This is a genomic window from Pseudomonas sp. AC242 (assembly GCF_979258655.1).
In genome coordinates, this window is sequence record NZ_OZ409873.1 from 543825 (window position 1) to 566567 (window position 22743).

A 22743-nucleotide genomic window follows, 5' to 3' on the forward strand; every position below is an offset into this window, starting at 1 on the left:
GCGGCTGGCAAGAAAGCTCTTTAGTTCCACAAGAACAGGCAGCGATGAACCGGCCTCAACGGTTCAGAGGGTTGGCAACTGACCCGGGTGTGCAGCGTAAAGCACCAGAAGCAGTTATCCGGCGGGCAGGGACCGCGGTCGGAAAAACAATTTGAATGGACTCGTACCGCGCCAGTAGCGCCGAACAGTCAGCTTCCTTCTCGAACACAGGATTTGAAGGAAGGCGAAGGAGCGCATTACTGAAAAGCCCGGGGTGCAAGCGCCGGGCTTTTTGGAATGCCTGCCTGATCAAACACGACATGCATTGAAAAACACACATCGAGGAATACACATGAATCTTTATGCACTGGTCGAATACAACAGAGTGGTCCAACTGAAAGAGAGCGAAATCGCTCCTGAAGCACCGGCTTCGCCAGCCTCCGTCTGGGTTGATGTCACCGGCTCGGATGTTCGAGTGGGGTGGGGAGCCACATTCAACGGAATCTGGACCTTTTCTCCACCGACCGAGGAAGACCTGCGAAATGAAGCCGAACAGCAGAAATGGCAACTGCTGAATGCGGCGGCCAACTGGCTGTTGATGAACTCGTTGCAGTTCAAGGTTGACCTGGCCATGGCCACGGCAGAAGAGCAGGCCCTGCTGCTGGCTCACAAACAGTACTGCATCGCTCTCAGCGACATCGATAAACAGTCGGGTTATCCGGCAAACATCATGTGGCCGGTCGCTCCTTACTGACGCATCAAGTCTGCTGTGAAAGCAGACCCATCGTGCCTGGTTCCTTGAGCCAGAAGACCACAACCAATTCCGAAATTTATCAGGGATGAAAAACAAACCATGTTGAACAATAAAATCGCTGCGCTTTTCACGACTTTTGTACTGCTCGGCACAGGTACCCACGCACTGGCTGCCAATCTGTTGGTGAACGGCAGTTTCGAGCAATCAACCTGCGGCGCAGGCTGCATTTTGGACACTCCCGCAAAAGCCAACGCCATCACAGGCTGGACGACATTTCTGTCTGGTGCCGAATATTTCAATATGCCTAATGCGATTGGCGGCTCTGTTGCAGCAGATGGCGTGATGATCGTTGACTTGGCCAACTACGTGTACGGCAACGGCGGTGGAATACAGCAGAACTTTGCAACGACCGTGGGCGCCAAATACCGAGTGACCTTCAGTGCGGGCAATTCGCGTTTTGCCAGCCGCTCGGGCGACGGCGTCATCCAGATGAAAGTGGCAGGTCAAACCGCGACCTTCAACACGCCGACCGCCAAAGGCGTTGCAGTTGAATGGGCCACTCTGACCTACGATTTCACCGCAACCACGCCGCAGACAACGCTGGCGTTTTCCAACGAGCAGAACCCGTACGCCAACTTTGCCTTTATCGATGACGTCATTGTCGAGCGTTTGTAACGCCTGTAGACGGGGAGCGCTGGTTTTACTCAAACGTGAGAGATGACCTCAATGCATCGGGTCTGCTCACAATTTCTTGGTTCCTCAACGCTACCCCGGAGGCGTGACATGACAAATGAGCAACAAGCCCTGGCCGACATGCCGATCTGGCTGGTCATCCTCCTTGCCGTCGTTGGCGGGGTGTCCGGCGAAATGTGGCGCGCCGACAAGGAAGGTGCCCGTGGCTGGTCACTGCTGCGACGCCTGGCCCTGCGCTCCGGCGCCTGCATGATCTGCGGCGTGTCGGCGATCATGCTGCTGTATGCCGCTGGCATGTCGATCTGGGCCGCCGGCGCCTTCGGTTGCCTGACCGCAATGGCCGGCGCCGACGTGGCAATCGGGTTGTACGAACGCTGGGCTGCCAAGCGCATCGGCGTCTGCGAAGTACCGCCTCGCGACCACCCTTAACTTCAGTACTTCTCCGTGCCGCCATTTTGGCGGCAGGGCTGCGCGTGGACGATTGAAAAGGAGGTCATGTATGCCCACACCGATCCAGCAGCCGTCGCAACTGTTCACAGCCATCGCGACGACACTGCGCAACACTACCGGACTCAACCTCAGCGTCGGCAATCATGATGATTTCACTGCACCGGGCGATCAGGCCTGGGTGCTGATCGACTTCGACCGCAATGGACCGGGAGTGCGTGCCGCTGACGGGCGAATTGCTCATGTCATGACGGTCACCCTGCAAGTCATCCCGGCCCTTGCCGCCAGCGCATTTGCAGCGTGCGATCTGATCGCGGTGCTGAAAAACCTGATTACTGACAACCGCTGGAACCTGCCCGGCGATCAATGCGATCTGCCGATGAATATTGATGGCTTGCCGTCATTGCTCATTCGCGGCGATCAGCAATACAAAGCCTGGACCTTGACGTTCAACCAGACCCTCTACCTCGGCCCGACCTTGCTGGACGATCCACTGGGCACGCCGAAATTCGCTCGCACCTGGGAGGTCAGCAATATCGACGACCCGGACCAATACACCGCGCTGGAGGCCTGACCGATGTTCGACGCATTACTGCGCATGCAACTCGGCCCGATCATCGAGCGCCTGGCCGAAATGGAAGCGGAAATCGACGACCTGCACCGCCGTGCCGAGAGCTTCTGCCGCATCGGCATTTGCCAGACCGTCGACGCCGCGAGCAACACCTGTCAGGTCAGTCACGGCGGCTTGCTCACGCCAGCCATCAAGTTCTTCAATCCCAGCGCTGGCGCGCAGAGTGAATCGCGGATTCCGACGGTGGGCGAGCAGTGTCTGCTGTTCAACTACGGCAGCGGCGAAAGCGGTGCACAAAGCGTGGCGTTGTTCGGTTTGAACAGTGACCGTTTTCCGCCAGCCTCTACGATCCCGACGCTGACCCGTCGCGTGCATCAGGACGGTAGCGAAAGCGGCTACGACGATGCTTCACACACCCTGCACTGGCAAAACGGCCCTGCAGCTTTCAACGGTTCTCGTGAATCGCTGGAGCTGAGCATCGGCCCGGCACGACTGGCAATGACACCGCAACTGATCACCCTGCAACTGGGTGCAGTCGGCCTGACCATTGACGCTTCGGGCGTGCACTTCAGCGGCCCATTGGTCGATCACCAGGGCCGTGTCATCAGCCCCTGAATCAAGAGCCTTCCATGATCGGAATCGATAGAGACAGCGGGGCCACGGTCGACGACTGGCTGCAATTTGTGCAGCGCGCGACCCGGGCCCTGACTACGCCGCTGGGTACCCGGCAAAAAAGGCCCTTGTACGGATCGCTGATCCCCTCGTTGTTGGGGCAGAACCTCGGCGACGACGTCCTGCTTCTGGCCCAGAGCCACGCGGCGCAAGCGTTCTACAACGCGCAGAACGGGATCAGCGATTTTCAGCCGCAAGTGATCGTCGCCAGCCGTCAGGGCGCCGGTCTGCTGCTGCGTTTCGCCGGCACCTGGAAAAACCGTCAACAAACCTTCGAGGTCGTGACATGAGCATGTTGATCCCCGGCCAGAACCAATTGGCCGAACCCGCGCTGATCACCGTTGAAGCCTTCGAAGACTTGCTCGCCGAGTTCAAGGCTTTCGTCATCGAATACGTCGGAGCGCGCTCGCCAGAAAGTGCCGCGAAACTCAAGACCAGTCTGGAAAACGAAAGTGAACTGCTGACCCTGGCGCTGGAGGCTTTCTGTGTCCGGCTGCAAACCCACGAGCGCAAATACAATGCCCGCATCAAGCAGATGCTGGCGTGGTGGGCGACGGGCAGCAATCTCGATGCACGCCTGGCGGACATGGGGCTTGAGCGGCAGTTGCTCGATCCGGGCGACCCGGCGGCATTCCCGCCGGTGCCGGCGATTTATGAAAGCGATGACGACGCACGTTTGCGTTATTACCTGGCGCCACATGCCCCGGCAGCAGGGTCGCGGATGCAGTATCGCCGTGAGGTGTTCACTCTTGGCGAGCGTCCAACGGTGCAGGTCGAATCCACCGAGGCGGGTGTGGTGAATGTCACCTACACATTCAACCCGGATGGCTTCGCCGCACAGGTCAAGGATGGCAATGGTCGACGCACTGCGCCGGGCGAAGTGCAGGTCACTGTGCTGTCCCGCGATGGCGATGGCACGCCTTCCCAGACATTGCTTGAGGGCGTTCGCCAGCACTTCGCACGACCGGATGTACGACCGGAAACCGACCTTGTTACCGTCAAGGCTGCCGACATTCAGCGCTACAAAATTCGTGTTGTTGCCAAGATCAATTCCGGCCCCGATTCGGGCCTGACCAAAGTCGCCGCGCAACAGCAACTGCAGGCCTACGCCGACAGTTGTCATCGCCTCGAAGGCCGGGTCGATCCGAGCTGGATCGACTACACGCTGCACAGCGCCGGCGCCGTGCAATTGCAGATTCTCGAACCGCTGGCGCCAATCGTGACCACGGCGTTTCAAGCGCCGTATTGCACTGCGGTTGAAGTCGAGGTGCTGACGCTATGAGTGAAAAAACTCAGCGCCCAACACTGCTGCCGGCCAACAGTTCGGCACTTGAACGAGGTCTGGATCTGGGTTTTGGCGCCTTGCTTGATCGCATCGCGCCGCCGTTCCCGGAACTGATGAACCCAGCAGAAACATTAGTCGCCTTCCTGCCATATCTGGCAGCAGATCGCGGTGTTGCTGAATGGAGCACCGCCGCACCAGAAGCAGAAAAGCGCCTGACCGTTGAACTGGCTTGGCCCACCGCGCGCCAGGCCGGCACTCGCAAGGCGCTGGAAAACGCCGCCAAGGGTTTGCAACTGCGCCCGGAAATCCGCGCCTGGTACGAACAGACACCGCCCGGTGCGCCGTACAGCTTTTCCGTTCGCGCCTTCAGCGACCAACCCTACAGCGAAGAAATCGATGCCCGTCTCGACCGACGCCTGGCGGATGCCAAGAGCGAACGCGATGTGCTGACGGTCTCCGTTGGCTTGAGCGCTTTCGGCAATCACGTCATCGGCGCCGCGACGTTCTGCGGCGAGCTGACCACGGTTTATCCGGTGTTCATCGAAGGGCTCGAAACCTCGGGAGAGGCGTTCATGGCTGCCGGCATGTACACCGTCGAAACATCCACTATTTATCCTCAGGGGGCCTGAATGGCTGACTATTACACCCTGCTCACCAACGCAGGGATTGCCTACGAAACGGCGTGCAAGGCCGCGGGCACGCCGATCAAGTTGACGCAGATTTCCGTCGGTGACGGCGGCGGCTCGGTCTACAACCCGGCCGCGACCGCCACTGCGCTGAAACGCGAAGTCTGGCGCGGGCCGCTCAATGCGCTGTTCCAGGACGAGAAGAATCCGAGCTGGCTGCTCGCCGAAGTGACCATTCCGCCGGATGTCGGCGGTTGGTATGTACGAGAGGCCGGGTTGTGGACTGACACCGGGATTCTCTACGCCATCGTCAAATATCCGGAGTCGTTCAAACCGGTTCTGGCCACGTCGGGTTCGGGTAAAGAGTTCTACATTCGCTCGATTTTCGAGACGAGTAATGCGTCGCTGGTGACGTTGTTGATTGATGACACCGTGGTTAAAGCCACGCGTGCCTGGGTCATGAGTTACCTCGCCGAAGAACTCGGCAAGCTCGATGGCAAGCAGTCGGTGCGTGTTGCTGCGACTGGCAATGTCGTGTTGAACGGTGCGCAGCAAATTGACGGTGTCGCAGTGATCGCTGGTGACCGCGTGCTGGTTGCGAATCAGACGCTGGCCAAGGACAACGGACTGTGGATCGTCGCCAATGGCGACTGGGTGCGGGCGACCGATGCCAATACCAGCGCCAAGGTGACGCCGGGCCTGACGGTGATGGTGGAGGAGGGCGCCACGAACGGCGATTCGCTGTGGCACCTGACCACCAATGCGCCGATTACCCTCGGCACGACCGCGCTGACGTTCAAGATGCTCGCCGGGCGCACCGGGATTGCCGCCGGGACTTACAAAAGTCTGACGGTTGATGAATATGGCCGGGCGACTGCCGGTGCGAACCCTGAAACGTTGGCCGGGTTCGGCATCAAGGATTCGTACACCAAGGCTGAAGTTGAAGCGCTGATTGCCAAGGCGTCGGCGTTGCCGGTGGGTTCGATTGTCGCGTTTCCGGTTGATGCACCACCGCCGGGTTTTCTGGAGCTGGATAACAGCGTCAAGAGCAGTGCTACGTACCCGGACCTGAGCGCTTATCTGGGCGGCAAGTTCAACAAGGGTGACGAGGGTGTTGGCAATTTCCGCTTGCCCGAGGCGCGTGGGGAGTTCTTGCGCGGTTGGGATCATGGGCGCGGAGTGGATGTCGAGCGAACTATTGGCAGCCAACAGGCCGCTACGGCGGTTTGCGCAGGGGATGCCACGAAAACATCGCAAGTTGTGGGCAGTTTTTATAACACTCAGGATGACAATGTAGCAGCCTTCAAAGCCCGATTGAATTCAGATGGTGATGCTTCTCTTACAGGTATTTCGCAGTCCTACGCCGCAGCTACCGGCAGCAACGACATTGCGAATACGGCAATCACTGTCCGTCCGCGCAACATCGCCGTCATGTGGTGCATCAAAGCCTGGAACGCCCCGGTCAATCAGGGAACCATCGATGTCGCCGCGCTGGTCAAGGAAGTCGAACGGCTTAAATCCGCTGTTCCAGTTGGCGCTGTTCTGGCATTTCCGACCGGCATCGTCGCTCCCGGTTATCTGGAACTGGATGGCAGTGTGCAGAGCATTGCTACCTATCCGGATCTGGCTGCCTATCTCGGCGCCACTTACAACAGGGGTAATGAAGGCGCAGGCAACTTCCGTTTGCCGGAATCACGCGGTGAGTTCCTGCGCGGCTGGGATCATGGGCGCGGTGTGGATGCCGGGCGGCAGATCGGAATTTATCAGGGGGATGAAGTAAAGTCCCACTATCACGATGCCCTGTTCGCAACAGGTCCAGTAGGCACTGGCTCCGTTCTGGGGATCACCAACTCGGCTGCCGGTGACAGGGTGGGAAGTGGTGCGCAATATGCGTCCAGCGGCGGCCCTCAAAGCTACATTGCCAGTACCGGAGGCGCTGAAACCCGCCCCCGCAACATCGCCGTCATGTGGTGCATCAAAGCCTGGGATGCGTCGATCAATCAGGGAAACATCGATATCACTGCGCTGGCGACTCTGGCGCAACAAGCTTCCGAAAGCAATCAAGGCACAGCAAAAATCGCCACCCAAGCCCAGACAGACGCGGGCACTGATGACAAAACTGTAGTCACCCCCAAAAAAATGCGTTGGGGCTTTTCAATTGGCATTTCTGAGAACTTGGGCAGTAGCTACGTCGTATTTCCGACGTGGCTCGGAGGTTTGATCATTCAGTGGGGGATGACGAACGCAATCGCATCCGGCGCAAATTACCTCCAGCCCTTTCCGGTAGCGTTCCCGTTGTTTGTGCCAGCAGTGTTTACGACTTATCCCAATGCTGCAGTGGATGCGCCGACGGGCTCGACCTATATCGGGCAGGTTCGAGCTCAGAGTAGGGCGAACGTGACCATTCGCAACATTGGCCCCACCCCGGCACAATTTTATTTTCTGGCTATCGGCCGTTGAGGCCGAGAACCAGTCGAGGGTTAGCTATGAAGTTTGCAACATTTAGTGAAACCGGTGAGTTGACCGGACGTTATGACTCGGCCCTTCACTCAGTCATTCCTGAACAAGCGGTCGAACTGAGCGATGAAGTTTTTCTCGCCACCAGAACCGATCAAACGGGTGAGTGGAGGCTGGTCGATGGCGAGGTCGTAAAAGTACCCTTTGCAATAGCGGAGCCGAATTACCCCGAACTGTTTGCGCAAACGCGGTTCTTGCATGAAACACACGGTATCGCCATAGAGGGATTGAATATAGAAACAACTCGCGACAGCCAGGCGCTGATCGCCAGCACAGGTCTGTCTGCCATTCTCGACCCCGAGTATCGCTGCAACTTCAAAACCCTCGATGGTTTTGTCGAGATCGGCGCCGAGCAGATTCTCGCCATTGCCAAGGCTGTGCGCAGCCATGTCCAGGCCTGCTTTGATCGCGAACTGGATTTGCTCCGGGCCCTCGAGGCGCGAACTTATAAAGATGAAATGCTCGCTGAAGGTTGGCCGCTCTCTCCACCGATCACCGCGCATCAGTAAACGCCCCATTCTCTGGGGCGTTTTCATATCTGACCACTCACGAGGGTGGTTTTAGAGTCGTCGTTAATCACACAAGGAAGAACCTATGTTTTACGCACCCTCCACGGGCGGTTTTTACGATTCCGCCTTTCATACCGAAATTCCAAGCGATGCAGTTGAAATCTCTCAGGAGTACTGGCTCGAGTTATTGAACGGGCTGTCTACCGGCAAGATGATTGTCATGAATGAAAATAACTATCCGGTGCTGGTTGATCGGCCGGGGCCAACGCCTGCGGAACTTGAGAGCATTGAACGCTACTGGCGCAAACAGCAGATCGCGCTCACTGATCCCGTGGTCAACCGTCATCGCGACGAGGTGGACCGTTGGCCAACCCAGCTGACCCCGGCGCAGTACATCGAGTTGCAGACCTATCGCCACGTGCTGCGCATCTGGCCGGAGGGCGGTGAGTTGCCCTTGAGCGAACACCGCCCGGCAGCGCCGGAATGGCTCGCTAGCCTGCCTGAATAAAAACGCCCCGCACTGACGGGGCGTTTTCTTATCCGCTGATCAGCAACTGATAGCCCCTTGTTGAAACCAAGGGGCTTTTTCGTCTTTGGAGAAACCCGAATGGCAACCCGCCAAACCTACACCGTGCTCGTCCCATTCCCCACCGGCGGTGGGCATTGGTCGAGCATCGGTCAAGACCTTGATCTGCTCGACGTCGAGGCCAGTGCCTTGCACTTCGCCGGTCGACTGGAACTGAAAACCCCAACCACCCAGGCCAAAAAGGCCGCTGCCAAGAAGGCTGACTGAATATGGCTGAGGTTCTGAACTTCGAGCACAACGGCATTACCGTCAATGCCACCGAATCCCCTGAGGCCATGGGTGGCCTGGGTGACAACGTCATCGGTCTGGTCGGCACTGCGCCGAAAGCCGATCCGCTGATTCCGCGCAACGCACCGTTCCGCATCAACAGCTTCACCACCCATGCGCTGCTCGATCCGACCGGTTCGGAAGAGGGCACTCTGTACCACGCCGTCTACCAGATCCTCAAAGTGGTCAAGGTGCCGGTCTACGTGGTCATCGTCGAAGCGGGCGCGACACCGGCCGACACCGTTAACGCAGTGATTGGCGGCGTTGATCCGCTGACCGGTCGCAAGCTCGGTCTGGCTGCACTGGGCAGTGTTCCGGAAGACCTGACCATCATCGGCGCGCCGGGCTTTACCGGCACCAAAGCAGTGGCCAGCGAGTTCGCCTCGTTCGGCAAGCGCATCAAGGCCCGTGTGGTGTTGGACGGCAAGGACGCCTCGGTCGCCGATCAAGTGCTGTACAGCCAGGAACTCGGCGGCGCCGATCTCGGTTTTGACCGTTGCCTGGTGGTGCACAACATGCCCGCCGTGTATTCGAAAGCGGCGAAGAAAAACGTCTTCCTGTCGCCTTCCAGCCTGGCGATTGCCGCGCTGGCCAAGGTCAAGCAGTGGGAGAGCCCGGGCAACCAGGTGACCTACGCCGAGGACGTTTCGCGGGTCGTTGAATACAACATTCTCGACACCTCCACCGAGGGCGACCTGCTCAACCGCTACGGCGTCAGCTACTACGCCCGCACCGTGCTCGGCGGCTTCTCGCTGCTGGGTAACCGCTCGATCACCGGCAAGTTCATCAGCTATGTTGGCCTCGAAGATGCGATCAGCCGCAAGCTGGTCAAGGCCGGCCAGAAATCCATGGCCAAAAACCTCACCAAGTCCTTCATGGATCAAGAGGTCAAGCGCATCAACGACTGGCTGCAAACCCTGGTCGCCGACGAAACCATCCCTGGCGGCAGCGTGTATCTGCACCCGGAACTGAACAGCGTCGAGAAGTACAAGAACGGCACCTGGTACGTGGTCATCGACTACGGCCGCTACGCGCCGAACGAACACATGGTTTATCAACTCAACGCCCGCGATGAAATCATCGAGCAGTTCCTGGAGGACGTTCTCTAATGTTTACCAACCGCGTAAGACAGGCCATCGCGGCCACTCTGCAAGGCCTGCCGTTGTCGGCGACCGTTGAAGAATTCACCCCGCCGAAAATCGATTTCGACATGGAAAACATGACGGGCGGACGCTTCATCGTTGAGGAAATGGCCAAGAGTGCCAAGCCGCTGAATGCTCAGATCAAGCTGCAGGGTACGGGCGCCGAAGTGTTGCTCGCCATGGGTGTGAAATTGGGCGATGACATTCTGCTGAACGTGCGTGAAGCCGGTCAGGATCAGGACGGAAACACCTGGTTCACCTATCACACCATCGGCGGCAAGCTCAAAACCATGGGGGAGGACGCCATCAAAATGGGTGGCAAAGCCCTGACGACGCTGGACTTCTCGTGCCGTACCTACAACCGCCTGGAAAACGGCATTCCGGTGATCGACATCGACGTGCGCACCCAGAAGTTCGTGCTCAACGGCGTCGACATCCTCGGTGATGCGCGTCGTGCGGTGCTGATGCCGTAACCCTCCCATCACCACAAAACCCTGTAGGAGTGAGCCTGCTCGCGATGAGGCCAGCACATTCAACATCAATGTGCCTGAAAGACCGCTATCGCGAGCAGGCTCACTCCTACAAGGGAATTGCTACACCCCTCAAGAATCACCAAGGAATTCATTCATGTCGTGGATGCCACCCCAGCATGACCTGCTGTCGCCGATCACCGGCGATGATGGTTCGCAGATCGAAACGATCCAGCTCAAGCCGCTGTTCTACGCCGCGCAAAAAGACGCGCTGGAGCGCGCCGGCGATGACGAAGACGATCAGTTCTTCGAACTGGCGCTGCTCGCCACCGGCCTCTCGGTCAAGGAACTCGACCAGCTCAAGCGCCCGGATTACGTGAGCATCGCCCAGTACGTGCACGAGATGTCGACACGTCCTGCGTCGTACTTTCTCGATCAGGTCGAAGACGCGGAAAAATCCGCCGATCCAGACCAGGTGCAGTTGCTGCAACCGCTCGCCGTGACCGGCCGCACCGTAACCTCGCTGTCGCTGGAAATGCCGGCACTGCGCGCGACCAAAGTGATGAAGAAACTGAAAACGGCCAAGGAACGCGCCGAGTTCATCACCGCCCATTGCACCGGCCTGATGATCCCCGATCTGGCCCTGATGACCGTCCCGGACTGGACGCAATTGCAGGTGCGCATCGACGATTTTTTAAACCAGCCGGCGGCCTACTTTCGGAACGCGACATCGAAGTAATCCTCGATATCGTCCCGCTCATTTACCCGGTAAGTGAAGCGGAGATTCTGGAATGGGACGCCGAAAAGGCGTTGCGCCGCTACGACATAGCGATCACTCGCCTTGGCGTGAAACAGGAGTAGAGCGGCATGGCAGAAACAAGGTATTCGCCAATGCTGGCCAGCGCGAACAGCAGCGTCGGGTTCAGCAACACTGGCTTGGCAGGTGAGAGGTCTGCATTCGATGTTATCGCCAATCCGCTGGCGGAGTTGAAGCTGGCGGTCTTGACCGCCAGTCAGGACATCCGGTTGTTGATCAAGGAGCAGATCAAGCTCCGGGAAGTCATGGTCGCGCTGCAATCGCTGTCGAAGGCCAGTTCGCCGACGTCGGCGCCAGTAACTGCGCCGAAGTCAAAACTCACGGCCGAGATCGAACAGCGTCAGCCTCCCGCGTTTCTGCAGCCGACCATGGCGCTTCAAACGGCCATGGCCAGGCTAAAGCAAGTGCCGGGCATGGACGGCGATCTCAAGAGCATGGAGATCGCCAACCTGGCAATGGCCAGCGAAAAAGCGGTGGCGGGCAGTGGTGCGACCGCGGTTAGCCTGGCCGAGGTCGAATATGCCGCGGGCAAATCCGGGGTAGGCGCCAATCTCACTGGCGACGCAAAGGAAAAGGAACTGCTGGATTTCGGCCGTGATGCCGCCACGAACGCGACAGCGTTTGGCATTGAGCTGAAAGCTGCTGGAGAAATGCTGACGGTCTGGAGAACCTCGCTCAAGCTTGATCGCGCGCAGGCTCAAAGCCTGGCCGACGCCAGTATTCATCTCGGGAAGAATTCGCTGAAAGCGACCGCAGCCGACATCGGCTCGGTGGTACAGAGTTCTGGCGAAACAGGAGTCGCGGCGGGTATTGCACCTGAGCAACTGGCTGCTCTTGCGGCCGCTTTGCTCAACGCAGATGTGAACACGTCTGGCGCCGCTACATCGGTGAAAAGCATCAGCGCTGCGCTGGCCAAAGGTACCAAAGGCTCTGTCGCCGAGCGTGCCGCTTGGGCAACACTTGGACTCCAGCCGGACAAGCTCACCGAGAATGTGCCGCAAACCGTTTTCAAAGCACTCGAGGCTCTTAAACAAAAGCCTGCGAGCGAACAATCGGCACTGATCAAGACGTTGTTCAACGGTGATGAAGGCGTCAGCAAACTGCTGGAGAAACCGCAGGATGTCGAAAAGACATTTGCGTTGCTGACCGCGAGAAAACCGCTTGATCCACAGACCGAGTTGCTGAAGACGTTGTCGACCGGCAGCGACGGTTTGCATCAGTTGATGGCGAAACCTGCTGATACGCCGGTCTCGCCGGTTCCCCTTCAAGGACCGACCCAAAGCATCGAGCCGCAGTACAAAGGTGCGGTGCAAAGGTCAGCCGATCCGGCAGGCGGGAGTCCTCAGCAGAGCTGGAATGCTTTGGAGGCCAGTAGAAATCGTTTGGCGACAGCGGTAGCTCCGGATGCACAAACGCTGGACTCGCTTACCAATACATTGAACTGGGCGGCGGAAAAAGCCGAGGCAAACCCGAAAGTCGCCACGTCTCTGACTATTGCGGCGGCGGGGATTACGGCGTTTGTGGGGGCATTGCTGGCAAAGGCCGCCGATAATTTCGTTGGCAAGCTTGTGAAGGGTATCGCAACGAAACTGCCGAAGGGACTTGGCAAATGGATTGCGGATATCGATGTTGCCGGCGATAGCGGTCAACCCGTTGAGAACTCGACTTTTGATGAGCCAGATCCGAAAAAGCCTGCCCAGAGAAAGCGTGGAGGACTGAAACCACGCAGGGTGAGCCTCGGTTCTTTGACCCAACGAAAGAGCCATCAACCATTGATAAGCTCCGGCAGCTCTGCAGCTCGCAATCCTCTCATTCGCCAGACCTCAGCGTGGCCGGCAAGCATGACGGCATTCGCCGGCTCATCGAGCGCCAGCCCAATGCACGCCGCGCCGCTGTCCGGCTCCTACGCCAAGGCCGGCGCGCTGCTGGCCAAAAAAGCGCCGCCGCTGCGCCTGCTCAGCGCAGGTTATGAACTGGTCAATGGTGTGAGGCACGGGGACACGCGTTCAGTGGTGTCATCCGGTGCTTCGTTGGCCGGGGCTTCAGCGGGCGCCGCTGTCGGTGCCGCGCTTGGCACGTTGATTCTGCCTGGCGTGGGCACTGCAATTGGCGGGTGGCTCGGAAGCATGGCGGGGGGAGCCATCGGTGAGTCGCTGGGCGACAAGCTGGGGACCCAAGTCGATCGTCTTGGCGCGCCTGCTCAGGTCAGCAAGGATCTGATCACGACCTCGGCGACCTCGGCGATCCCAGCCACCACAGCCGCCAGCCAGCCTGTCACGTTCAACTCAACAATACAGATCAATGGCCAGGATCTGGCCAGCGCCCAGGCGCTCGCCAATCTGGTGGTCCAAACAACCATGGGGCAGTTGGGTCAGATCATGCCAACCAACCCCCTCGCCACCCGCCGTGACGCAGCCCTGACCGATGGAGTCGCCTGATGAAACAACAAATGGCACTGGGCAATTTCATCTTCGGCCTCTCGCGTCAATTTGCGTACCACCAGTTGTTGCGCAAGTCCGATGGCGGCTGGAGCGAAATACAGATCCTCACCAGCAAACCGAAATCCAGCCAGACCGGCCAGAAGTCGGAAACCCTGACCATCACCGGCAGGTCGATGTACGCCGTGGCCATGGATCGGCTCGATGAACTGCGCGCCTTGCAGGCACTGCGCATACCGCTGCCATTGATTGACGGCATTGGTCGCAACTGGGGTCTTTGGCGGATCAACAACGTTCAGGAAACCCAGACCCAGATCATCGATGACGGTACGGCGATGGTGGTCGATTGGGTCATCGAATTGTCGGAGTTCAACAATGCGTAAGGTTCGAAGCGTGGCCGGTGATTCGGTGAATTTGCTGCTCTACCGCGAAACCGGGCGCAGCGACGATGCCGCTGAAGAAGCCCTGTGGAAACTCAATCCGATCCTGGCCGAACACGGCCCGGTTCTGCCCGCTGGCATCTGGGTCGTGCTGCCTGAACTCGACAGCAAACCTGCTGCGATCAAAGCGCTCACGGCCTGGGATTAAGGAGGTTGTATGGCATTGGGTTTTACCCCGGTCGTGCAGATTTATGGCGCAAACGCGGATCTTCTCAACCAGCGTCTGATCAGTTGGGAGCACATCGATGCCGCCGGCATCGAGTCGGATCAACTGACCCTGACCATTGATCTGGAGGGCCTCGAAGGGCTGCCGAGCCTCGGCGGGAAAATCGGCCTGCTGGTGGGTTACCTGGAAATGGAAGAAATGGTCGATAAGGGCCAGTTCAAAGTCACTCGCCTGACACCGACGCTGTTTCCGTTTCGCCTGACCCTGGTGGCCACTGCAGCGCCGTTCAGCAAGGATGATGAAACCGGCTTCAAGCAGCGCCGCACCGCCAGTCATGGACCGACGACGCTCGGTCAACTGTTTAGCAAACTGGTGTCGCAGCACGGTTTTTCATCGCGTGTCGCTGCGGACGTGTCGATGATCAAGATCGCCCACGTCGACCAGTCCAATGAAACCGATATGGGCTTTCTGACGCGGCTGGCGAAGAAGTACAACCTGGTCGCCAAACCTTATGGCGATGCGTATGTGCTGGCGCGACCCGGGCAGATCAAATCAATCTCGGGGCAGAAACTGCAGGATGTGACGTTGTCGGTCACCCACGACAATCGTCCCGGCGATCACGCCTTCATCAGCGCCACGCTGGAAGAGGCCGCCCGCGAACAGGCAAAGGGCTGCAAGACCTGTTTTGTCGATGCTGTTACAGGCGTTTTGCATTGGGTCGAGACGGGACTCGCGCCGTTCAAGACCATCCGCCAGAAGCAACCCAATGAAGCGGATGCCATCGCCGTCGGCGAGGGCGAAGTGCGCAAAATGCTCCGGCAGAAGTACAAGGTGAAGATCACCTGCCCAGGCGATCCACGATTGGCCGCCGAAGGCTTGGTGTTGCTCGATGAGACCTGGCCGGACTTCATGCGCGGGCGCTGGTCGATCGACAAGGTCACCGCCAGTGGCAATCGCGAGAACAGCTATCGCTGCCTGATCGATGCGTCGTGCCTCGACCCCAAAGCCGAGTCCAAAGACTGACCCACGAGCCCCCCCTGTAGGAGTGAGCTTGCTCGCGATAGCGGTGCCACATTCAAAACCAACGCGCCTGACACACCGCTATCGCGAGCAGGCTCACTCCTACAGGGGCCTGCGGTAACTCCCACTATTTTGGAACACCCCCATGAAGATCACCCCGATCCTCACGCAACTGCGTGGGCAATGCCCTGGCCTTGCCAATCACATTTCGGTGGGCCTCGATCTGGCCTTGCTGCAAGGCAACCCGGATCTGCCAACACCTTCGGCCCACGTGCTGCCAAGCGCCGATCTGGCCAGCAACAGCACCACACAAAACCTCATCGCCCAACCGATCCGCGAGCGCTTCGAAATCGTCCTGGTGCTTGACGCCAGCGACGCTACAAAAGCGCTGGATCTGTTGCACGACCTGCGCGCCGAACTGTGGCGCGCGGTGGTGGGGTTCAAGCCCGATTCCGACTACAGCGCCATCGTTTACGACGGCGGCGAGATGGTCTCGATCAACAGCAGCCGCGCCTTCTACCGGCTGCGCTTTTTTGCCGAGTTCCAGCTCGGCCGCAATCTGCCAAGTCAGCCTGCGGAGAGTTGGCACGAACGCGAACTGGACGGTTTGTCGTCCTTTACCGGGGCCACCGTGCGGGTCGATGCGATCGACCCGGCCGACCCCAACCTGAAACGCCCGGGCCCTGATGGGCGCGTGGAAATGACTTTCTCTGGAGACGTAACCCCATGAGCAATCGCATCACCGTACTGCCGGCCGAAGGCCGCGTTGTACCTGACCCGGAGGCCGGCGATCTGCTGCCGCTGGAAGGCCGTGAAGTGCTGGACAGCGCCTGGTGGCGCCGACGTCTGGCCGACGGCGATATCACCCTCAAAACCGCACCAGCCAAACAAAAGGGAGCCAAATAATGGCGATCGGATTCAGCAACATCCCTGCGGACATTCGTGTACCGCTGTTCTATGCCGAAATGGACAACTCGGCCGCCAATAGCGCGAGTTCGACTCTGCGTCGTTTGATCGTCGCTCAGGTCAACGACAACATTGCCCCGACCGAAGTCGGCAAACTGGTGTTGGTCTCCAGCGTTGCGCTGGCCAAAAGCATCGGTGGTCAGGGCTCGATGCTCGCCTCGATGTACGAGACCTTCCGCAAGGCCGACCCGATCGGTGAGATCTGGTGCCTGCCGCTGCACAACACCGAAGGCGCGATCGCCAAAGGCGTGCTGACCCTGACCGGCACTGCCACTCAGGCTGGCGTGCTCAATCTGTATGTCGGCGGCGTGCGTGTGCAAGCCACCGTGGTCAACGGTGCCACTGCTGCGCAAGCAGCCACCGCACTGGCACAGAAAATCAACGCTACCGCCGACCTGCCGGTCAGCGCTGCTGCTGCCGAAGGTGTGGTCACCCTGAGCGCCAAATGGACTGGCGACAGCGGTAACGACATCAGCCTGCAATTCAATCGCCTGGGCAAGAGCAACGGCGAAGATACCCCGGCCGGCCTGACCACTGCGATCACCGCCATGACTGGCGGCGCCGGTGTGCCGGATCAGGTTGAAGCCATCGCGGCGCTGGGCGATGAGCCGTTCGAATTCATCGCACTGCCATGGTCCGATCTGTCGACCCTCAACACCTGGCAAGCGGTCATGGATGACAGCACCGGTCGCTGGTCCTGGGCCAAGCAGCTGTTCGGTCACGTCTACAGCGCCAAGCGCGGCACTGTCGGTACTCTGGTTGCCGCGGGCCAAGCGCGTAACGACCAGCACATGACTATTCAGGCGTTGGAGCCGGGTGTACCGCAACCGTTCTGGGTACAAGCCGCCGCACTGGCTGCACGCACCGCCGTGTTCATCTCTGCCGACGCCAGCCGTCCGACGCAAAGCGGCAGCCTGCCGGGTGTTGATCCGGCACCGGCCAGCGAACGCTTCACGCTGACCGAGCGTCAGTCGCTGCTCAACTACGGCATCGCCACCGCGTACTACGAAGGCGGCTACGTGCGCATCCAGCGCTCGATCACCACCTACCAGAAAAACGCTTACGGTCAGGCCGATAACTCCTACCTGGACAGCGAAACCATGCACCAATCGGCGTTCATCGTGCGTCGTCTGCAAAGCGTGATCACCAGCAAATACGGCCGGCACAAACTGGCCTCCGACGGCACCCGTTTCGGCGCCGGCCAGCCAATCGTGACGCCAGCGACCATTCGCGGTGAGCTGATCGCCCAGTACGCCAAGCTCGAACTGGAAGGTCACGTGGAGAACGCCGAGCTGTTTGCCGAGCACCTGATCGTCGAGCGCGACGTGCAGGACCCGAGCCGCGTGAACGTGCTGTTCCCGCCGGATTACATCAACGGTCTGCGCGTGTTCGCGCTGCTCAACCAATTCCGTCTGCAGTACGACGACGCGGCTTGATCCGCGCGTTTGACGGCAAGTTTTCAGCCCACCTCGCGTGGGCTTTTTTATTCAAGGGAGTAACACCATGGGTCAACTGATTGCAGGCACCTGCTACGTCAAAGTCGACGGCGCACAACTGACCATCAATGGCGGCTGCGAAGCCCCGCTGATGGCGGTCAAACGCGAAACCGTCGTACCCGGCTTCTACAAGGAAACCGACATCGCGCCGTCTTTCAAAGTGACCGCGCTGCACACCGCCGACTTCCCGCTGAAGAAGCTGATCGAAGGCACCGACATCACCGTCACCTGCGAATTCAGCAACGGCAAAGTCTACGTGCTGGCCGGTGCCTATCTGGTCGAAGAGCCAGTTTCCAAGGGTGATGACGCCACCATCGAACTGAAGTTCGAGGGCATCAAGGGGACCTGGCAATGAGCGGCGCCGTGAAGCTTCAGGTTGCGATCGAAGCTCACGGCGAGCCCCTGACCGAACTCGTCCTGCGCCGTCCGACGGTGCAGGAAGTGCGAGCGATCAAGGCGCTGCCGTACAAGATCGACAAGAGCGAAGAAGTCAGCCTCGACATGGACGTGGCGGCCAAATACATCGCCGTGTGCGCCGGCATTCCGCCGTCGTCGGTCAACCAGCTCGATCTGGCTGACCTCAATGCGCTGAGCTGGGCCGTTGCGAGTTTTTTCATGAGTGCGGCGTCGGCGCCATCACCGACCTGATCGCCGTCGCCTATGACCTGGCCTGGTTCTGGAAGGTTGACCCCGAACAGATGATGGCCAGGCCACTGGATGTGCTCCGCGAATCGCTGGAGCACGCGCAACGGATCAATGCGATGCAGCAGGTGCAGTGATGGCAGAAGAAACCAAAGCTAAAGCGTCGGTGTTGCTTACCGGCATCGATGAACTGTCGCCCAAACTCGGCGCTTTGCGAGTCAAGGTCGAGAGCTTCAAGAACAACCTCGAACAGGCCGGCCTCGGCAAACTGGACATCAGTGGTCTGTTCAAGGGCGGCAGCGTGATCACGCCGTTTGTGGACGGGATCAAATCGGCCGCAGCGTTTCAGGGCAAATTGACTGAAGTCAGCGACACGGCAAAAACCGTCGACTTGCCCGCCACACCGAAAGTCGCTGCGCAAAACATGAACGTGTTCAGTGCGTCGATGGAAAAGGTTTCCGCAGCCGTGGACGCGGCACTGGTGCCGGCGGTGGGGGCGTTGGTGGTCGGGCTGGAACCGATGCTGACCCAGGTCGGCAGTCTGCTCGCCGACAATCCAAAACTGGTCGAAGGCCTAGCGGCGGGGGCGATTGCCTTCTCGGCGATGCAAACCGCCGTCACCGGCATGACCCAAGTGATGGACGTGATGAGCATGGTGCTCAAGACCAACCCGATCATGCTGATCGCCATGGGCATCGCGGTGGCGGCCGGTCTGATTTATGCCAACTGGACGCCGATCAGTGCTTTCTTCAAAGGCATGTGGGAGGGCGTGAAAAACATCGGTGCGAGTGCGATGGCGACGTTGCGCTCGATCCTCGATTGGCGACCGCTGGATGCACTGGCGGCGCTGTGGTTACCGGTCGCGGGGTTCTTCTCGGGCATCTGGGACAAGGTAAAAACCGTCACCGCCCCGGTGATCGACTTCTTCAAATCGGTGTTCTCGTGGACGCCCGCCGGCATGATCCTGGAAAACTGGACGCCGCTGACCGGGCTGTTTTCGGCGATCTGGGAATTGCTCAAGGCCTTGAGTGTGCCGGTGATGGCGTTTCTCAAAGGTCTGTTCGACTGGACACCGTTGGGCATGATCATCAATAACTGGGGGGCGATCACCGGGTTCTTTGCCTCGATATGGACGGCGCTGCAACCGGCGGCGCAAGCCATCAAGGACTTCTTCGGCACGTTGTTCGACTATTCCCCGCTGGGGATGATCGTCAACAACTGGGGCGCCATCGTGACCTTTTTCGAACCGATCTGGGCCGCGTTGCAAACGTCGGCGCAGCAGATCAAAAGTTTTTTCCAGAGCTTGTTCGAATGGTCGCCGCTGGAACAGATCGCCATGTACTGGCAACCGATCAGCGAAGTGTTTTCGGCGCTGTGGGGCGTGGTGCAAGCGTTGGCCGCGCCGGTGCTGGAGTTTCTGCACACCATGTTCGAATGGACCCCGTTGGGGCAGATCATCAAGAACTGGGGGCCGATCACCGAGTGGTTCGGCGAGTTGTGGCAAAAGCTGCAAACCGTGATCGCGCCGATCAAGGAGCTGTTCGACGGCGGCTTTGCCGGACTGATCGCCAAGGTTACCGGCAAGGTTGAAACGTTCACCGAAGCGCAACGCCAGACCAATGCCGAAGGCCAAGGAGAGCTGGCGCCGGCGTTCTTCGGGGCAAGTCCTCAAACATCGGCCAACGGTGCGCTGCAGGGTGGTTCGTTACCGCAAAGTTCTGGCGCCCTGATCCAGCAAAGCGCGGCCAACAACCGTACGCAACTCGAAGGCGGCCTGACCGTGCGCTTCGAAAATGCGCCGGCCGGGCTGCGTACCGATCAACCGCAAACCAATCAACCGGGCCTGGCGCTGTCTTCGCGCATCGGCTATCGCTCGCTGTCGATGGGAGGTTCCAATGAACTGGCGTGACCGCTTGTTGCCGGCATCCTTTCGCGGTGTCGGCTTCTGGATCGATCAGGCGAAAACCCCGGTCGGTCGCAAAGGTCAGTTGCATGAATATCCGCAGCGTGACCTGCCGTTTTTCGAAGATCTCGGTCAGCAGGCCAAGACCCACGACGTCACTGCATTCATCATCGGCGCCGATTGCCTGGAGCAGCGTGACAAGCTGCTCAAGGCATTGGAGGCGGGCAGTGGTGAACTGGTGCATCCGTGGCTCGGACGCCTGCAAGTCAAGGTCGGCGAATGCGACATGACCCACACCCGCCAGGACGGCGGGTTGGTGACCTTTACCCTGAAGTTCTATCCAGACCAACCGTTGCCGTTTCCGACCGCTACCGTCAGCACACAGAAAGTGTTGCTGGCCAAGGCTGACACGCTGTTGGGTTCGGCGGTGGCACGCTTCGAGCAGGCGATGACGTTGATCAAGGCTGCGCGGATCGGCATCGCCAATCTGCGCAACAGCCTCACCGGGGTTTATGAGGTGATCAAAGAACAGCTCAAGCCGCTGATCGAGCAGTACCGGCAGATCACCGAACTGGTCAAGGCAGTGAAAGAGTTGCCCAAGGAAGTGGCGGCTGAGTTCAAAGGTTTGCTCGGCGATATCAAAGAGCTCAAGGCATTCGCGAAGGAGGGCTACCGTGGCGTGATTGCCGACGTCTCCCAACAACTCGAAGCCATCCGCAAGGCGGATGCACCGAAGATCACCACCGGCAAGGACACCAACGCCGCGGCGCAGGCCATGGCCGATCTGGTGCAGGACACGATGCTGGTCAAAGTGGCGCAGTGGGTGGCGTCGATGCCAGTGGCGACCCCCGCGGTGAAACTGTCGTCGACACCTTCGGTGGCACATCAGGCGGATCAACCGGTGACCCGTCAGGAAGTACCGGTGACCGACGAAATGAAAGCGCTGCAGAAGGCGGTCGGGGTGGCCATTGATCCAATGCTGGACAAGGCCGATCCCAAGCACCACCAGGCAATCAACGATGTTAAGGAAGCGCTGCTGGCGCATCTCAAGGCAGTGGCGTCATCCGGTGTGCGACAGGTCACTAAATCGTTCCAGGAAAGCCTGCCGGCGTTGGTTGTGGCCTACAAGCAATTTGCCGATGCCACACGAGTGACTCAAGTGACTCAGAGCAACGCGATGAACCATCCGGGCTTTTCACCCAACGACGTGAAAGTGTCCAGGGAGTGAGCCATGAGCGAGATGGATAACCGCGTCACGTTGACCGTCAACAACATGGAATACGGCGGCTGGAAAAGCGTGGAAATCACCGCTGATCTGGAGCGCCAGTTCCGCACTTTCAAACTTGACATCACCTGGCAGTGGCCGGGGCAGACGGTGGACCAGCGGATCAAGCCGGGTGACCCCTGCGAAGTGAAAATCGGCCAGGACCTGGTGCTCACCGGTTATGTGTTCAAGGCGCCGATCCGCTATGACGGACGCCAGATCAGCCTGACCATCGAGGGCAGTTCCAAGACCCAGGATTTGGTCGATTGCGCCGCCAGGAACACGCCGAACCAGTGGCAGGAACAACCGCTGCTGAGCATCGTTCAGGCGCTGGCGATGGAGTACGGGCTGATGGTGGTCAATGAAATCCCCGAGACCGCGCGGCTGACCAAACACACGATTGTGCCGGGTGAAACGGTGTTTCAGTCGATCGACCGTTTGCTCTCGCTGCTGCGGGTATTTTCCACCGATGACGAGCAGGGCCGGCTGGTGCTGGCCAAGCCGGGCAGCGGTGGGCGGGCCAGTGATGCGCTGGAGCTGGGCAAGAATATTTTGTCCGCCAGCGCGTCGATGGATTACAGCCAGGTGTTCTCCGAATACCGGGTGATCGGCCAGCAAAAAGGTTCGGACAAGAAGAGCGGGGCGGCAGTCAGCGAGGTTGAATCCAGCGCGACCGATCTGAGCTTCAAACGTCGACGCACCACGATCATCAACGAGGGCACCGCGCTGACGTTCGAACTGGCCCAGCAACGCGCCCAGTGGGAAAGCGCCACCCGTATGGGGCGGGCGCAGACCACCACGTATCAGGTGCAGGGCTGGCGCCAGGCCAACGGTGATCTTTGGCGGCACAACACGCTGGTCAAAGTCACGGATCCGGTGCTTGGGTTTGATGGCGACATGCTGATTTCCAAGGTCACTTATTCGCTGTCGGCGCAAGGCTCGGTGACCACCCTGCAAATGGCCCCGCCGCACACCTTCGATTCCAATCCCAGCCCTCCTAAAACAACCTCATAGGCCCGGAAAAGATCGCAGCCTTCGGCAGCTCCTACAGGTGTACGCCGATCTTATGTAGG

At 59.3% G+C, this 22743-nt stretch carries 27 protein-coding genes; all 27 read left to right on the forward strand.

All coding sequences use genetic code 11. From position 1 onward, the window contains the following. The first annotated feature begins 331 nt into the window (after positions 1–331). The 27 genes from ACZZ0A_RS02370 to ACZZ0A_RS02500 all read left to right on the forward strand — a co-directional run bounded on the left by ACZZ0A_RS02370 (position 332) and on the right by ACZZ0A_RS02500 (position 22684). A complete protein-coding gene (locus tag ACZZ0A_RS02370) occupies positions 332–733 on the forward strand; it encodes a tail fiber assembly protein (RefSeq protein ID WP_447783860.1) in 402 nt (133 codons plus the stop codon). Positions 734–832: 99 nt separating this feature from the next. Continuing rightward, a complete protein-coding gene (locus ACZZ0A_RS02375; RefSeq protein ID WP_007908819.1) occupies positions 833–1408 on the forward strand; it encodes a DUF642 domain-containing protein in 576 nt (191 codons plus the stop codon). A 108-nt stretch (positions 1409–1516) separates the two neighbouring features. Continuing rightward, on the forward strand, positions 1517–1855 hold the full coding sequence (locus ACZZ0A_RS02380) for a phage holin family protein (RefSeq protein ID WP_463542464.1): 339 nt from the start codon (positions 1517–1519) through the stop codon (positions 1853–1855). A gap of 70 nt (positions 1856–1925) precedes the next feature. After that, positions 1926–2447 carry a hypothetical protein gene (locus ACZZ0A_RS02385; protein ID WP_463542465.1) on the forward strand — a complete coding sequence of 174 codons (522 nt, stop codon included), beginning with the start codon at positions 1926–1928 and terminating at the stop codon, positions 2445–2447. Between the two features lie 3 nt (positions 2448–2450). After that, positions 2451–3059 carry a phage baseplate assembly protein V gene (locus ACZZ0A_RS02390; RefSeq protein WP_007908815.1) on the forward strand — a complete coding sequence of 203 codons (609 nt, stop codon included), beginning with the start codon at positions 2451–2453 and terminating at the stop codon, positions 3057–3059. Positions 3060–3073: 14 nt separating this feature from the next. After that, positions 3074–3406, forward strand: a complete 333-nt coding sequence (locus tag ACZZ0A_RS02395) for a phage baseplate protein (protein WP_007908814.1) — start codon at positions 3074–3076, stop codon at positions 3404–3406. Beyond that, positions 3403–4398 (forward strand): baseplate J/gp47 family protein, encoded by a 996-nt coding sequence (locus ACZZ0A_RS02400; RefSeq protein ID WP_463542466.1) that lies wholly within the window; start codon positions 3403–3405, stop codon positions 4396–4398. Before ACZZ0A_RS02395 ends, ACZZ0A_RS02400 begins: the two co-directional genes overlap by 4 nt. Next, positions 4395–5030 (forward strand): phage tail protein I, encoded by a 636-nt coding sequence (locus ACZZ0A_RS02405; protein ID WP_463542467.1) that lies wholly within the window; start codon positions 4395–4397, stop codon positions 5028–5030. The genes ACZZ0A_RS02400 and ACZZ0A_RS02405 overlap by 4 nt, the downstream gene beginning before the upstream one ends. After that, positions 5031–7487 carry a phage tail-collar fiber domain-containing protein gene (locus ACZZ0A_RS02410; protein ID WP_463542468.1) on the forward strand — a complete coding sequence of 819 codons (2457 nt, stop codon included), beginning with the start codon at positions 5031–5033 and terminating at the stop codon, positions 7485–7487. A gap of 26 nt (positions 7488–7513) precedes the next feature. Continuing rightward, the gene (locus ACZZ0A_RS02415; protein WP_095112490.1) at positions 7514–8053 is read left to right on the forward strand and encodes a DUF4376 domain-containing protein; all 540 of its coding nucleotides are present in this window, start codon (positions 7514–7516) and stop codon (positions 8051–8053) included. A gap of 85 nt (positions 8054–8138) precedes the next feature. Next, entirely contained in the window at positions 8139–8561 is a 423-nt protein-coding gene (locus ACZZ0A_RS02420) for a hypothetical protein (RefSeq protein WP_007949656.1), read from the forward strand. A 99-nt stretch (positions 8562–8660) separates the two neighbouring features. Then, on the forward strand, positions 8661–8846 hold the full coding sequence (locus ACZZ0A_RS02425; protein WP_007908808.1) for a hypothetical protein: 186 nt from the start codon (positions 8661–8663) through the stop codon (positions 8844–8846). A gap of 2 nt (positions 8847–8848) precedes the next feature. Continuing rightward, positions 8849–10015, forward strand: a complete 1167-nt coding sequence (locus ACZZ0A_RS02430; RefSeq protein ID WP_463542469.1) for a phage tail sheath protein — start codon at positions 8849–8851, stop codon at positions 10013–10015. Then, the gene (locus ACZZ0A_RS02435; RefSeq protein ID WP_007908799.1) at positions 10015–10521 is read left to right on the forward strand and encodes a phage major tail tube protein; all 507 of its coding nucleotides are present in this window, start codon (positions 10015–10017) and stop codon (positions 10519–10521) included. The genes ACZZ0A_RS02430 and ACZZ0A_RS02435 overlap by 1 nt, the downstream gene beginning before the upstream one ends. A 154-nt stretch (positions 10522–10675) precedes the next feature. Next, on the forward strand, positions 10676–11257 hold the full coding sequence (locus ACZZ0A_RS02440) for a phage tail assembly protein (RefSeq protein ID WP_007908797.1): 582 nt from the start codon (positions 10676–10678) through the stop codon (positions 11255–11257). Between the two features lie 152 nt (positions 11258–11409). Beyond that, the gene (locus ACZZ0A_RS02445; RefSeq protein WP_463542470.1) at positions 11410–13773 is read left to right on the forward strand and encodes a phage tail tape measure protein; all 2364 of its coding nucleotides are present in this window, start codon (positions 11410–11412) and stop codon (positions 13771–13773) included. Then, the gene (locus ACZZ0A_RS02450) at positions 13773–14156 is read left to right on the forward strand and encodes a phage tail protein (RefSeq protein ID WP_463542471.1); all 384 of its coding nucleotides are present in this window, start codon (positions 13773–13775) and stop codon (positions 14154–14156) included. The genes ACZZ0A_RS02445 and ACZZ0A_RS02450 overlap by 1 nt, the downstream gene beginning before the upstream one ends. After that, positions 14149–14361: a tail protein X gene (locus ACZZ0A_RS02455; protein WP_007908788.1), complete on the forward strand. Its 213-nt coding sequence runs from the start codon at positions 14149–14151 to the stop codon at positions 14359–14361. Before ACZZ0A_RS02450 ends, ACZZ0A_RS02455 begins: the two co-directional genes overlap by 8 nt. Positions 14362–14370: 9 nt before the next feature. Continuing rightward, positions 14371–15402 carry a phage late control D family protein gene (locus ACZZ0A_RS02460; RefSeq protein ID WP_414894647.1) on the forward strand — a complete coding sequence of 344 codons (1032 nt, stop codon included), beginning with the start codon at positions 14371–14373 and terminating at the stop codon, positions 15400–15402. Between the two features lie 142 nt (positions 15403–15544). Next, entirely contained in the window at positions 15545–16129 is a 585-nt protein-coding gene (locus ACZZ0A_RS02465; RefSeq protein WP_463542472.1) for a phage tail terminator protein, read from the forward strand. After that, entirely contained in the window at positions 16126–16305 is a 180-nt protein-coding gene (locus tag ACZZ0A_RS02470; RefSeq protein ID WP_007908782.1) for a DUF2635 domain-containing protein, read from the forward strand. The genes ACZZ0A_RS02465 and ACZZ0A_RS02470 overlap by 4 nt, the downstream gene beginning before the upstream one ends. Beyond that, complete coding sequence (locus ACZZ0A_RS02475) at positions 16305–17801, forward strand: phage tail sheath subtilisin-like domain-containing protein (protein ID WP_007908780.1); 1497 nt, start codon at positions 16305–16307, stop codon at positions 17799–17801. Before ACZZ0A_RS02470 ends, ACZZ0A_RS02475 begins: the two co-directional genes overlap by 1 nt. Positions 17802–17868: 67 nt before the next feature. Continuing rightward, positions 17869–18216 carry a phage tail tube protein gene (locus ACZZ0A_RS02480; RefSeq protein ID WP_007908779.1) on the forward strand — a complete coding sequence of 116 codons (348 nt, stop codon included), beginning with the start codon at positions 17869–17871 and terminating at the stop codon, positions 18214–18216. Further along, positions 18213–18509, forward strand: coding sequence for a phage tail assembly protein (locus tag ACZZ0A_RS02485; RefSeq protein ID WP_007908778.1), 297 nt, complete (start codon positions 18213–18215; stop codon positions 18507–18509). The genes ACZZ0A_RS02480 and ACZZ0A_RS02485 overlap by 4 nt, the downstream gene beginning before the upstream one ends. A gap of 130 nt (positions 18510–18639) precedes the next feature. Next, the gene (locus ACZZ0A_RS02490) at positions 18640–20412 is read left to right on the forward strand and encodes a phage tail tape measure protein (protein WP_463542473.1); all 1773 of its coding nucleotides are present in this window, start codon (positions 18640–18642) and stop codon (positions 20410–20412) included. Continuing rightward, positions 20399–21634 carry a DNA circularization protein gene (locus ACZZ0A_RS02495; protein WP_007908775.1) on the forward strand — a complete coding sequence of 412 codons (1236 nt, stop codon included), beginning with the start codon at positions 20399–20401 and terminating at the stop codon, positions 21632–21634. The genes ACZZ0A_RS02490 and ACZZ0A_RS02495 overlap by 14 nt, the downstream gene beginning before the upstream one ends. Before the next feature lie 3 nt (positions 21635–21637). Beyond that, positions 21638–22684, forward strand: a complete 1047-nt coding sequence (locus ACZZ0A_RS02500; RefSeq protein WP_463542474.1) for a phage baseplate assembly protein — start codon at positions 21638–21640, stop codon at positions 22682–22684. Positions 22685–22743: the final 59 nt, after the last annotated feature.